The 11,998-nt window shown below is 62.6% G+C and carries 14 protein-coding genes and 2 pseudogenes; 5 read left to right on the top strand and 11 right to left on the bottom strand.

Annotation, left to right across the window (positions count from 1 at the left end; translation table 11 throughout):
• Nucleotides 1–232 (bottom strand): annotated as a pseudogene (locus tag X733_RS0136035) (peptigoglycan-binding protein LysM); the annotation flags it as partial.
• A gap of 124 nt (nt 233–356) precedes the next feature.
• Between X733_RS0136035 and X733_RS138135 the strand changes: the two are divergent.
• On the top strand, nt 357–968 hold the full coding sequence (locus X733_RS138135) for a TIGR00730 family Rossman fold protein (protein ID WP_023705376.1): 612 nt from the start codon (nt 357–359) through the stop codon (nt 966–968).
• 31 nt (nt 969–999) lie between these two features.
• On the opposite strand, the gene X733_RS138140 is transcribed toward X733_RS138135, so the two are convergent.
• The 9 genes and pseudogenes from X733_RS138140 to cysS form a co-directional block, all read right to left on the bottom strand.
• Entirely contained in the window at nt 1,000–1,686 is a 687-nt protein-coding gene (locus tag X733_RS138140) for a glutathione S-transferase family protein (protein WP_023820195.1), read from the bottom strand.
• Between the two features lie 11 nt (nt 1,687–1,697).
• Complete coding sequence (rarD, locus tag X733_RS138145; RefSeq protein ID WP_023743784.1) at nt 1,698–2,627, bottom strand: EamA family transporter RarD; 930 nt, start codon at nt 2,625–2,627, stop codon at nt 1,698–1,700.
• Between the two features lie 138 nt (nt 2,628–2,765).
• A pseudogene (gene cimA / locus X733_RS01000000166820) lies at nt 2,766–4,393 on the bottom strand (citramalate synthase).
• 187 nt (nt 4,394–4,580) lie between these two features.
• On the bottom strand, nt 4,581–5,537 hold the full coding sequence (gene pip, locus X733_RS138150; RefSeq protein ID WP_023820191.1) for a prolyl aminopeptidase: 957 nt from the start codon (nt 5,535–5,537) through the stop codon (nt 4,581–4,583).
• An 8-nt stretch (nt 5,538–5,545) separates the two neighbouring features.
• Nucleotides 5,546–6,022 (bottom strand): GFA family protein, encoded by a 477-nt coding sequence (locus X733_RS138155; RefSeq protein WP_023684470.1) that lies wholly within the window; start codon nt 6,020–6,022, stop codon nt 5,546–5,548.
• Entirely contained in the window at nt 6,019–6,510 is a 492-nt protein-coding gene (locus X733_RS138160; RefSeq protein ID WP_023727579.1) for a GFA family protein, read from the bottom strand. The genes X733_RS138155 and X733_RS138160 overlap by 4 nt, the downstream gene beginning before the upstream one ends.
• A gap of 22 nt (nt 6,511–6,532) precedes the next feature.
• Nucleotides 6,533–6,919, bottom strand: a complete 387-nt coding sequence (locus X733_RS138165; protein ID WP_023684472.1) for a VOC family protein — start codon at nt 6,917–6,919, stop codon at nt 6,533–6,535.
• On the bottom strand, nt 6,916–7,320 hold the full coding sequence (locus X733_RS138170) for an endonuclease domain-containing protein (protein WP_023820190.1): 405 nt from the start codon (nt 7,318–7,320) through the stop codon (nt 6,916–6,918). The genes X733_RS138165 and X733_RS138170 overlap by 4 nt, the downstream gene beginning before the upstream one ends.
• Nucleotides 7,321–7,516: 196 nt before the next feature.
• A complete protein-coding gene (gene cysS, locus X733_RS138175; protein ID WP_023820189.1) occupies nt 7,517–8,950 on the bottom strand; it encodes a cysteine--tRNA ligase in 1,434 nt (477 codons plus the stop codon).
• 390 nt (nt 8,951–9,340) lie between these two features.
• Here cysS and X733_RS1000000168965 point away from each other — a divergent pair, with 390 nt between their 5' ends.
• Nucleotides 9,341–9,496, top strand: coding sequence for a hypothetical protein (locus X733_RS1000000168965; protein ID WP_023673568.1), 156 nt, complete (start codon nt 9,341–9,343; stop codon nt 9,494–9,496).
• Nucleotides 9,497–9,633: 137 nt separating this feature from the next.
• On the opposite strand, the gene X733_RS138180 is transcribed toward X733_RS1000000168965, so the two are convergent.
• A complete protein-coding gene (locus tag X733_RS138180) occupies nt 9,634–10,392 on the bottom strand; it encodes an SOS response-associated peptidase (RefSeq protein WP_023820187.1) in 759 nt (252 codons plus the stop codon).
• Nucleotides 10,393–10,515: 123 nt separating this feature from the next.
• On the opposite strand from X733_RS138180, the gene X733_RS138185 reads away from it, so the two are divergent.
• The 3 genes from X733_RS138185 to X733_RS138195 all read left to right on the top strand — a co-directional run bounded on the left by X733_RS138185 (nt 10,516) and on the right by X733_RS138195 (nt 11,954).
• Entirely contained in the window at nt 10,516–10,923 is a 408-nt protein-coding gene (locus tag X733_RS138185) for an NUDIX hydrolase (RefSeq protein ID WP_023820186.1), read from the top strand.
• A 67-nt stretch (nt 10,924–10,990) separates the two neighbouring features.
• The gene (locus tag X733_RS138190; RefSeq protein WP_023820185.1) at nt 10,991–11,368 is read left to right on the top strand and encodes a TIGR02301 family protein; all 378 of its coding nucleotides are present in this window, start codon (nt 10,991–10,993) and stop codon (nt 11,366–11,368) included.
• Nucleotides 11,369–11,696: 328 nt separating this feature from the next.
• Nucleotides 11,697–11,954, top strand: a complete 258-nt coding sequence (locus X733_RS138195; RefSeq protein WP_023673564.1) for a hypothetical protein — start codon at nt 11,697–11,699, stop codon at nt 11,952–11,954.
• The last annotated feature ends 44 nt before the right edge of the window (nt 11,955–11,998 follow it).

The following is an 11,998-nucleotide window of genomic DNA, read 5'->3' as shown; positions in this document are numbered from 1 at the left end:
GACTTGGTGCAGCCGGAGCCTTGACATCGGCGGGCGCGGCAGGCGCCGGCGGCAGCCTTCCGTCGGTCCCGGAATCGGCCGGCTTCTCAGCCGGCGGCGTCAGCGCTGCAATCTCCGCTGGCGGCTTGGGGTTGAGATACGGGTCGAGTGCGCCCGATACATAGGCGGTTCCGACGATCGCGACGGTCCCACCCGCCGCGAACAGAAACGCCTTCAAAGGATTAATTGCCATATTTCCCTGCCCCTTAGCCACCTAAAGCCGGTCTAGCGTGTTTTATCTGGACCGACAAGAAAAAGCCCGGGCTTGTCAGCCTCAGGGGCTTGACCCCGCATTCAGACCCAATCACCAATCACGCATGAACACGATTCGATCCGTCTGCGTCTACTGCGGCTCGTCGCCGGGCCGCGATGAAATCTATGCCAAGGCCGGGCACCTGCTTGGCCGCTCGCTCGCCAAAGCCGGCCTGCGGCTGGTCTATGGCGGCGGCACCAAAGGCATTATGGGCGCAGTCGCCGAAGGCGCGCTCAAGGCCGGCGGCAAGGTAACGGGCATCATTCCGCGCTTCCTCATCAACAAGGAGGCGACCGAAACCGCGCTTGACCGGCTCGACGAGTTGCTGATCACCGACAACATGCACGAGCGCAAGCACAAGATGTTCGAGAAATCCGACGCCTTTGTGGCGCTGCCCGGCGGCATCGGCACGGTCGAGGAAATCGTCGAGATCATGACCTGGGGCCAGCTCGGCCATCACCGCAAGCCGATCGTCTTCGCCAACGTTCAAGGGTTCTGGGATCCGATGCTGGCGCTGCTCGACCATATGGCCAGCGAAGGCTTCATCCACACCGCACAGCGGGTCAGGCCGCTGGTGGTCGAAGACCCCGAGGCAATCGTCGCCGCCATCATGGTGGCGGGGTCGTCGGTCGATGCCCCGACGGAAGGCGTGCAGTCGGTGATTGATAAGATGTGATAGTGAATAGTGAGAGAGGCCCCGCTGCCCATCACGCCGTAGCGCGAAGATCCTCGACGATAGTGCCGGAGGCAGCGACCTCAGCTTCATGGTCCGGCTCCCGCCAGGTCTCGGCGAGACCCGCCGCATACCAGTCCTGCATCGCCGGCAGGCCGAGCAATTGCGCGGGATAGGCGGCAGCAGCACCTTCGAAAGACAATCCATAGGACTGGACGCGGAACGCCACCGGGGCGAAGAAGGCATCGACTGCGGTGAAATGGCCGCCGGCAAGGAACGGCCCGCCGAACCGGGCAAGGCCATCGTTCCAGAGATCGCCCAAACGGAACAGATCCTGCTTAAGCGCGTCCGACATCGGCAACGGTTTTACCCGCAAGCCGCAATTCATCGGGCATGCGCCGCGCAAGGCCGTGAAACCAGAATGCATTTCGGCGGCGGCCGAGCGCGCCCAGGCTCGCGCCTTGGCCTCGGCAGGCCACACGCCATGGTGGCGCTCGGCGAGATACTCGGCAATAGCCAGCGAATCCCAGACAGCCCAGCCGTCATCCACCAGGCAAGGCACGCGCCCGCTGGGCGAGAACGCCCGGTAGAGATCGAAACTGGGCCCGGTCGGAAACGGCGTCAATTGCTCCTCGAACGGAATGTCGAGGGTGCGCATCAGCACCCATGGCCGCAGCGACCATGACGAATAGTTCTTGTTGGCGATATGCAGCACGTACATCGAAAGGCTCCCTACTTCGGGGCCAACGCCACCGGGCGGATTTCACGGCCACGAAACATCGACCAGGAATACATCGCCAATGCCGCCCAGATCAGCGCAAAGGCAATTGCTTGCGTGGTGCCGAACGGCTCGTCGAAAATCAGCACGGCGATCAGGAACACCATGGTCGGTGCGATGTACTGCATGATGCCGATGGTGGAGAGGCGCAGAAGCTTGGCGCCGAAGGCGAACAGAAGCAGCGGCACCGAGGTGACTGGCCCGCAGCCGATGAGCAAAGCCATATCGGTGCCGTTGCTGGAGATGAAATGGTCCTGGCCGTTGACGACCAGGAAGACGATGTAGGCAAGCGCCGGCACCGACAGCAAAAGCACTTCGAGCAGAAAGCCCTGGCTCGGGCCGATCGGCAGCGTCTTGCGGAAGAACCCATAGGCAGCGAAGGAAAACGCCAGCGCCAACGACACCCAAGGCAATTTGCCGGCATCGACGGTCAGAACGGCAACTGCGACCGCCGCCAGCAACACGGCCGCGATCTGCAGCCGGTCGAGCTTCTCGCCGAGCAACAACGCGCCGACGACGATGCTAACTAATGGGTTGATGTAGTATCCGAGCGCGGTCTCGACGGTGCGGTCGACCGAGATCGCCCAGACATAGATGGCCCAATTGACGGAGATCAGGGTCGCCGTCAACGCCGCCATGGCGATGCTGCGTGGTGAGCGGATTGCCCCCTTGAAATCGGCGGTCCGACCGGCCCAGACCAGCACTGCAGCAGCAATCGGCACCGACCAAACGATGCGGTGGGCGATCACCTCGATCAGCGGCAGATGCGCAACCGCCTTCATGTAGAAGGGCAACAGCCCCCACAAGAGATAAGCGCCGAGCGCGAGGAGAAAGCCGTTGCGGGCTTTGGAGTCGGCGTCGGGCTGGATCGTGTCGCTGGCCATGGCAAACGCTATGGCCCAGTGGGCCATCCAAAACCATCGCAAAATTATGATGGATCAATGGACTTCCGCTGATGGTTCAAGGGGCGGCGCCAGTTCCTCGCCCCGCTTCGGGGGGCGAGAAACCCACGTCTTGCAACCCTACTCCGCCGCCACCAATCCCGCCATGTCGCGGTTCTTCATCAGCTTGTAGACGATCGAATCCATCAGCGCCTGGAAGGAGGCGTCGATGATGTTTTCCGAGACGCCGACCGTCCACCAGCGTGCGCCGGTGCCGTCATGCGATTCGATCAGGACGCGAGTGATCGCCTCGGTGCCGCCATTGAGGATACGCACCTTGAAATCGGCGAGCTCCATGTCGGCGATCTCGCTCTGGAACTTGCCGAGGTCCTTGCGCAACGCGATGTCGAGCGCGTTGACCGGGCCGTGGCCTTCGGCCACCGACATTTTCTCCTCGCCCTCGACCATCACCTTGACGATGGCTTCGGAGACCGTCTTCAACTGGCCGTTGGCATCGAAGCGGCGCTCGACCATGCAGCGGAACGAAGTGACGTTGAAGAACTCCGGCAGGCCGTGCAGCATTTTGCGCGCCAACAGCTCGAAGGAGGCATCGGCGCCCTCATAGGCGTAGCCCTCGGCCTCGCGCTCCTTGACCACCGAGATCAGCGCATCGAGACGATGGTCGTCTCTGGGCACATCGATGCCGCGCCGCTTCAGCTCGGCGAGGAAATTGGCCTTGCCGCCCTGGTCCGAAACCATAACGCGGCGGCGGTTGCCTACCGCCTCGGGCGGCACATGTTCATAGGTCGCCGGCTCCTTGGCCAGTGCGGAGGCATGGATGCCGGCCTTGGTGGCGAAGGNGTGGCGAAGGCTGAGGCGCCGACATAGGGCGCCTGCGCTTCCGGAGCACGGTTCAGCAATTCGTCGAAGGCGCGGGAAAGCCGGGATATCCCGGTCAGCGCCTCGGCCGAGATGCCGGTTTCAAACCGATCGGCGAAGGCCGGCTTCAGCGCCAGCGTCGGTACGATCGAGACCAGATTGGCGTTGCCGCAGCGCTCGCCGATGCCGTTCAGCGTGCCCTGGATCTGGCGCACGCCGGCCTCGACGGCGGCGAGCGAATTGGCAACCGCCTGGCCGGTGTCGTCATGGGCATGGATGCCGATATGGCCGCCCGGAATGCCTGAAACAATGACCTTGTCGACGATGGCGCGCACTTCCGAGGGCTGCGTGCCACCATTGGTGTCGCACAACACCACCCAGCGCGCGCCGGCATCATAGGCGGTCCTGGCGCAGGCCAGTGCGTAGTCCGGATTGGCCTTGAAGCCGTCGAAGAAATGCTCGCAATCGACCATCGCTTCCTTGCCGGCGGCAACAGCTGCTTCGACCGACGCGTTGATCGAGTCGAGGTTTTCCTCATTGGTGCAGCCGAGCGCGACGCGGACATGATAGTCCCAGCTCTTGGCGACGAAGCAGATGGCGTCGGACTTGGACTGCACGAGCGCTGCCAGGCCCGGGTCGTTGGATGCCGACACGCCTGCCCGCTTGGTCATGCCGAAGGCGACGAACTTTGCCTTCGCCGTGCGCTTCTGCTGGAAGAAGGCGGTGTCGGTCGGATTGGCGCCGGGATAGCCGCCTTCGACATAGTCCATGCCAAAGTCATCGAGCAGCTTGGCAATCGCGATCTTGTCCTCGACGGAAAAGTCGATGCCCGGCGTCTGCTGGCCATCGCGGAGGGTTGTGTCGAAGAGATAGAGGCGTTGCTTTGTCATTGTTCTGTTGGCGCGCGAGCACCCCCCTCTGGCCTGCCGGCCATCTCCCCCTCAAGGGGGGAGATCGGCAGCTTTAGCGTCGGATCTTTTCCCGCAGCGACGGAGATTTGCGAAAGGCCCGATGACAGGCAATCTCCCCCCTTGAGGGGGAGATGTCCGGCAGGACAGAGGGGGGTGCCGCGCGCTGTCATTTCCCCGCAAACCCATCCGTCGCGCGTATCAGCCGATCCAGAATCCCCGGCTCCGAATAGGAATGGCCGGCGCCTTCGATGAGGTGGAAATCCGCCTTCGGCCAGGCCTTGTGCAGGGCCCAGGCGTAGCGCGCCGGGCATGGCATATCATAGCGGCCGTGGACGATTGTGCCGGGAATATCCGCGAGCTTATGGGCAACGCGCAGAAGCTGCCCCTCCTCCAGCCAGCCGGCGTGGACGAAATAGTGGTTCTCGATGCGGGCAAAGGCGATGGCGAAGTGGTCCTCGCCGAACTTGTCGCTGGTCTCCGGCTCCGGTAGCAGCGTGATCGTCTCACCTTCCCACAGGCTCCAGGCAAGGGCGGCTTCCAGCTGCGCCTTGCCATCGGCGCCGACCAACCGCCTGCGGTAAGCGGCCATCATGTCGCCGCGCTCGGCTTCAGGAATTGGCGCCAGGAAACGCTCCCATTTGTCGGGGAACATCTCGGAGACGCCGAACTGATAGTACCATTCGAGTTCGGCGCGGGTCAGCGTGTAGATGCCGCGCACGACAAGCTCGCTGACGCGATTAGGATGCGTCTCGGCATAGGCCAGCGCCAGCGTCGAGCCCCACGAGCCGCCGAACACCAGCCATTTTTCGAAGCCGCACATCTCACGCAGCCGCTCGATGTCGGCAACCAGGTGCCAGGTGGTGTTGGCCTCGAGCGAGGCGTTGGGTGTCGATTTCCCGCAGCCGCGCTGGTCGAACAGGATGACGTCGTAAAGCTTCGGGTCGAACAATTGCCGATGTTTTGGCGAGAAGCCGCCGCCGGGACCGCCATGCAGGAACACGGCCGGCTTGGCGCCCCTGGTTCCGGAGCGCTCCCAGTAGATATGATGGCCGTCGCCGACATCGAGCATGCCGGACTCGAACGCCTCGATCTCTGGATAAAGAGTACGAAGCTCACTGTTCATTTCATTGCTCATATCTTCAGGCCGTGCGCGGGCCAGTCCGTGGTTTCGTGGTCGGGATGCTGGAAGGAGATGATCTGCTCCTGGCGGGAGTAGAAATCCGGATCCTGATGCACGGGCTGGTCAAAGATCGTTTCCACCCAAGGCAATCGGACCGCGTAGTTGACCTGGATCTGCGGCGCCAGATCGGAGCGGTCGTCGAAGGCGCCGATGGCGATCTCCAGTGCGCCAGGTTGGCGATAGGTCAGCGGTGTACCGCAGCGGGCACAGAAGCCGCGATCGATGTTGACCGACGACTGGAAGTAGGTCGGCTCCTCGCGCACCCATTCGACGCCATCCTTGGGCACTGTCACCAGGGCGCCGAAAAACGACCCGAACTGTTTCTGGCACATGCGGCAATGGCAGATGGACGCCCGGCCAAGCTTGCCCTTGATGCGGAAACGGACGGCGCCGCACTGGCAGCCGCCGGTTCGAACTTCATCGGTCATAACTTTTCCTCTGGCGGCCATTGTTCGGTGTCATGATCGGGATGCTGGTAGGAGACAAGCTCGGCAAGATAAGGCGCCGACGACATGTCGGCCATCGTGTCCTCGCCCGGCAATTGCGGAAGGGTGTCGACATAAGGCAGTTTTGCCTCCGTGCCCCACTGGATCAGCGGCACGATTTCGGCCGGATTGTCGAAGGCGCCAATGGCAAGGCCGACGCCGTCGGGCGCGGTAAAGGTCAGCGGCGTGCCGCAATTGCCGCAAAAGCCACGATCGACGTGGCTGGACGAGGCGAAATATTTCGGTTCGCCGCGCGTCCAGTCGAGTTTGGCGCCACGCACCGAGACCAGGGGCGCGTAAAATGAGCCGAACGCCTTCTGGCACATGCGGCAATGGCAGATCGAGGCGTCACCTAGCGCACCCTCGACGCGAAAGCGCACCGCGCCGCACTGGCAGCCGCCGGTGTAGATCGGCCGGTTGTCGAGGCTCATGGCGTTTCACTCCGTTTCATAGTCATTCGGGCGCATGGCAGACGGCCTCGACATTGTTGCCGTCGGGATCCAAGACGAAGGCGCCGTAATAGTCCGGGTGATAATGCGGGCGCAGCCCCGGCCCGCCATTGTCCTTGCCGCCGGCGGCGAGCGCCGCGGCATGGAAGGCGTCGACCTCGGCGCGGCTGCGCGCGGTGAAGGCGACGTGCTGATGGGTCCTCGGCTTGTCATCGCTGGCCTGCAGCCAGAACACCGGCCGGTCGCGGCCATAACCGCCGACCTTGGCGCCGCCGGTATATTCCAGTGGCACCATGTAAATCAGCGAGGCGCCAAGCGGCGCCATCGCCTGGTCATAAAAGGCTTTCGACGCGCCGAAATCGGCGACATTGATGCCGAGATGGTCGATCATGAAACAAGCTCCTCCCTTGCTGGCGCCGGCACGTCGGCGCCGGCCAAGCCGGCCTCGATCACGATGTGCTGGCAGACATTGTCGATATCGCGGATGACGTCGTTGTTCCAGAAGCGCAGGATGGTCCAGCCACTGGCACTCAATTGAGCGCTGCGTGCCTTGTCGCGTTCTGCATCTTCTACGTCGGCATGCTGACTGCCATCAACCTCGACTACGAGGTGGTGGGCCGAACAGGCGAAGTCGACAATGTAGGGCCTAATCGGTACCTGTCGGCGAAAGCTCATCCCCATCAGCCGGTGAGCCCGCAACTCATTCCACAGTTTCAGCTCGGCATCGGTCATGACGCGACGCATGGACTTTGCATTCTTGCGCTGACGCGATGGAACGAGGTCGTGACCCATGCTCAGGCCACTCCGCGCTGGCCATTAGCGAAAACCGAGGCGAGGGCTGATCTCCCCCCTTGCGGGGGAGATGTCCGGCAGGACAGAGGGGNTCCTTCACACCCCCCTCTGTCCTGCCGGACATCTCCCCCGCAAGGGGGGAGATTGGCTGTCGCTGCCGCCTTCGCCAATCTTACAACGGTGTCTCGCGCCACCCTCACCGCTTCACCTCCCACGTCGTCACGCGTTCGTTGGTGACAGGATCCTTGCCGTCCTTCAGCTGCACGCCTTGCTCCAGAAGCTCGTCGCGGATGCGGTCGGCCTCGGCCCAGTTTTTCGCTGCGATCAGTTCCAAGCGCTTGGCGATCGCCTTGGCGATCGCTGCCTCGTCGACCTTGGCCGCGCCGATATCGAAGCCGAGGAACAACAGCGATGCCTTCAGCGATGCGGCCGCTTCGTTGCCCTCCGCGGCCTCACCGGCAAGCTGCGTGAGCTGCTGGAAGGCGGCATAGGTGGCGAGGTCGTCAGACAGCGCCGCCACAACCTCCGCCGGAACTTGTCCTGCCGACGGGGAGAGATCGGCGGCGCGCTTCCATTTGCGCAGCGTATTCTCGGCCTCTTCCAGCTTGCGTACGGAAAAGTCGATCGGCTCGCGGTAATGCGTCATCAGCATCGCCAGCCGCAGCACCTCGCCCGGCCATTTGCGGCCGCCGAAAGTTTCGGTCTCCAGCAGTTCGGCGATCGCGTAGAAATTGCCGACGCTCTTCGACATTTTCTGGCCCTCGACCTGCAGGAAGCCGTTGTGCATCCAGACATTGGCCATACCGTCGGTGCCGTGGGCGCAACGCGACTGGGCGATCTCGTTCTCATGGTGCGGGAAGATCAAATCGAGGCCGCCGCCATGGATGTCGAAGACATCGCCGAGATAGGCGGCCGACATGGCCGAGCATTCGATGTGCCAGCCCGGACGGCCCCTGCCCCATGGGCTGTCCCAGCCGGGCTCTTCCGGTGACGACAATTTCCACAGCACGAAATCGCCCGGGTTCTTCTTGTGAGCGTCGACGGCAATTCGCGCACCGGCCTGCTGTTCGTCGAGATTGCGCTTCGACAGCTCGCCATAATCCGGCATCGAGGCGGTGTCGAACAGCACTTCGCCGGCGGCGACATAGGCGTGGCCGCGTTCGATCAAACGTTCGATGAGGGTGATCATGTCAACCTTGCCGTCGGCGCGGCGCGCGACGAACTCGGTGGCGCGTGGCTCGACCGTCGGCGGCAAGCAGCCGAGTGCGGCGACATCCTTGTGGTACTGATCGGCGGTTTTTTCGGTGACGCGGCGGATCGCCTCGTTGAGCGTCAGGCTTCCCGACGCGATCTCGGCGCCGAAATCGCGCAGCGCGCGGGCGTTAATCTTGTCGTCGACATCCGTGATGTTGCGCACATACGTGACACCAGCCTCGCCATAGAGGTGACGCAGCAAACGGAACAGCACGTCGAAGACGATCGCCGGACGCGCATTGCCGATGTGGGCAAAGTCGTAGACGGTTGGGCCGCAGACATACATGCGCACATTCGACGGGTCGATCGGGAGGAACACGTCCTTCGTCCGCGTTAGCGTGTTGTAGAGGCTGAGACCCTTCGATGCGTCAGACATGCGTGCCCTTCCGGCCCGTTAAGTTCTGGATGGAGTCTAACCTGTGCCAAGGCACAAATCGGCTCCAGCCTGCTGGCCGGGGCGTTTGTCCACTCTGGGGAAAGATGAGGCGAAAACGTCCGGACCAGCGCGAAGCTAGCCAATAATGCAAATGCCACAAATGGCGGAAAACGTTTTCATCGGCGGCTTTATCGCCTTGGCCGGTGTTGCCGTCAAGTCGCAACTTCCGGCAAAAGCATCGCTGGTTCATAGGTCAGGCGCCGCTGAAACATTTTATTAAACATGTCGGCACAGTCATGAAACATTCGCCGGCTAGTTCACCATAGGTCACGATTCGGTCAGATTCGGCCGGCAAACGCAGACACGGAAATGTTACCAGGGAAGAGATCGATGTCACGAACCAAGCAGGAATCGAGCCGCGCCAAGCAACCGGCGCTCGCCAACCACTATCGTGCGATCGGCCCGGCCGCGATCGTCGCCGCCCTTCTCCACACCGCGAAGAATAAAAAGCCGGCGCCGAAAATCACTTCGCCCCGCGCTGCCTGAACAGGCATCGTGCCGGCCGCCGACAAGGCGTGCGCCGGAACGGAAGGCTGAGGCGCCTATAGCGCGCCTGAAACAACAGCTCTTCCTATTGAGCAGGTTCTTCCCGAAGACCGGACCTGGCTTCTTGGGAACGCGCTCTAAAACAGCGTCATCTGACTGTCGTCCGCGCCGGGCTTCTGGCGCCTGACCTTGCCGGGCTCGACGATGCCCATGTCCTGTATCTCCGGCCCGGTGTTGGCGACCTTGTTGACGAGGTCGGAGACCGGAATTGCCTCGAAGAAATCGGGCAGCGCGGGTTTGAGCAGGTCGGCCACGTCGCGCGGTTCGAGCGTGCGGCAGTCCAGCCAGCGGGCGAAATCTTCCGGCGCGATCACCACCGGCATCCGGTCATGGATATGGGCGATGCTGGCATTGGCGTTGACGGTAAGAATGGCGCCGGTGTCCATTTCCGAACCGCCCGGCTCGGCATAGGTTTCAATCAGCCCGGCAAAGGCGATCAACCCGCCATGCCGGGGCCGTATCCAGTAGGGCTGGCCCTTCTTGCCGCTGCCGGATTGCTGCCACTCATAGAAGCCGGAGGCCGGCACCAAGGCACGGCGATGGCGCATGGCGGCTTTGAACGAGGCTTTTTCAATAGCGCCTTCCGAACGCGCGTTGATGAGCAGCGGAAATTCCCTGGTGTCCTTGACCCAGGTGGGGATCAGCCCCCAGCGCACCAGCATCGCCTGGCGATCCGGGAAATTCGAGCCCGGCATGCGCGGCGGCCCCGACAACGCCATCAGCACCGGCTGCGTCGGCGCGATGTTGTAGCGGGCCGGAAAATCCTCCAGCTCCGCCAGGCCGAGCAAGGCGGCGGTCTGGTCGGGCGTCGCGGTCAGGGCAAAGCGTCCGCACATTGGCAAGCTCGATGAATTGATCCGATCGCGAACGTGGCGATGGAACCGGCGCTGCGCAACCGCTAAAGCTGCTCGCTGCCAGCCGGTCCACAGGGTGGGCCTCACATAAGCGAATCGATATCGATGAACGAGCAGCGCAAGATACTTCCCGCAGTCTCGGTCGCCGTCGTGCGCGGCAGGACGGTGCTGCTGGTCAAACGGGCGCGGCCGCCGTCGCAGGGGCTTTATGCCTTTCCCGGCGGCAAGGTCGAGCCCGGCGAGACGCTGCAAGAAGCAGCAGTGCGCGAATTGCTGGAGGAAACCGGGCTGGGGGCGCAGGACTATCGTCCGCTTCGCGACATCCACATCGACGGCAGCGGCGAGAATCACCCGGTCGACTATCTGCTGACCGTGTTCGGCGCCGTTTATGCCGGCGGCGAAGCGACGGCCAGCGACGATGCCGAGACCGCCGCCTTCTATAGTCTTGATGAAATGGCGACGCTGCCGCTCGCGGGTGACGTCATGGAGGTGGCTGAAGAGCTTTTGGCCTGAAGCAGGCCCATATCTGCCGCTCCGAGAATCGCCTTGCAGGCGACAAAATGTTTCGTCAGATAGACTTATGACCCGCACCTCGCTGTTCCTTGCCGCATGCATCGCCACCGCCACGGCTTTTGCCGTGCAGCCGGCGCGGGCCGCCGAGTCGCCGTTCGAGCCCGGGCTGATGCGACTGGCCGAGGTGCTGGGGTCGCTGCATTTCCTGCGCAATCTGTGCGGCGAAAAGGGCGACCAGTGGCGCACCGAGATGGAAAAGCTGATCGATTCGGAAAATCCCGATCCGGAGCGGCGTGCCCGCTTCATCGCCAGCTTCAACCGCGGTTACCGTTCCTTCGGCGGCACCTATACCCAATGCACGCCGTCAGCGACCGAAGCCATCAGCCGCTACATGAAGGAAGGCGAGACGCTGTCGCGCGACATCGCCTCGCGTTACGGCAACTGACGAGCGCCAGACGGCGTTTAGCGAACGCCTTTTCGAGCACCCGCCTTGTATCCACGGCACGTTGATGCAATCTTGGTGTTGCACTTGCGCAACAGTATTAACGAAACGTTAGCGCGCGAATGCGGAATTAACTCAAACTGAAGGTTTTCATCCCGCTCACCGGTCTAATCGGCTAAGTTTGAATCGGACCGAACGCAGGCGACCAAGTTTGTAAAGACGATCAAAAAAATGTCGTATTTACAGATACTTACTTAGCCTGCGTGAGATAGGGGCAGCCCAAGCCGGATCCGACCCGTCGGACCGCCGCTTGAAAAGGTGGACATCGCAAATGGAACATGGCGTCAACGACATCGACGCGCTGGTCAGGGAAGAAAAGCGCCTGACCGCGGTGGAAAGCCATAGCGAGGCCTGGGCGGAAGGTCTGTCGGCCGGCATAGAACCTGAAATCATCGCCGAGGCAGCGCTTGAAACGGCGTTCGGCGAGATGCTGCGAGCCAATGGCGAAACCTCGGCCCTTGCCCTGCTCGATCGCATGCGTGAAAAGGTGATCGCCGGCGCCTTCGAGCCGGAGCGGTTTCGGCACTAGGCGTCGCGCGTCTCAGAGGGTGCACTGCCAGCTTACCGGTTCTT

The organism is Mesorhizobium sp. L2C066B000 (assembly GCF_000502335.1).
GTDB lineage: Bacteria > Pseudomonadota > Alphaproteobacteria > Rhizobiales > Rhizobiaceae > Mesorhizobium.
Note: the sequence above shows the minus strand (reverse complement) of the source record. Positions and strands in the feature narration are given on the sequence as shown.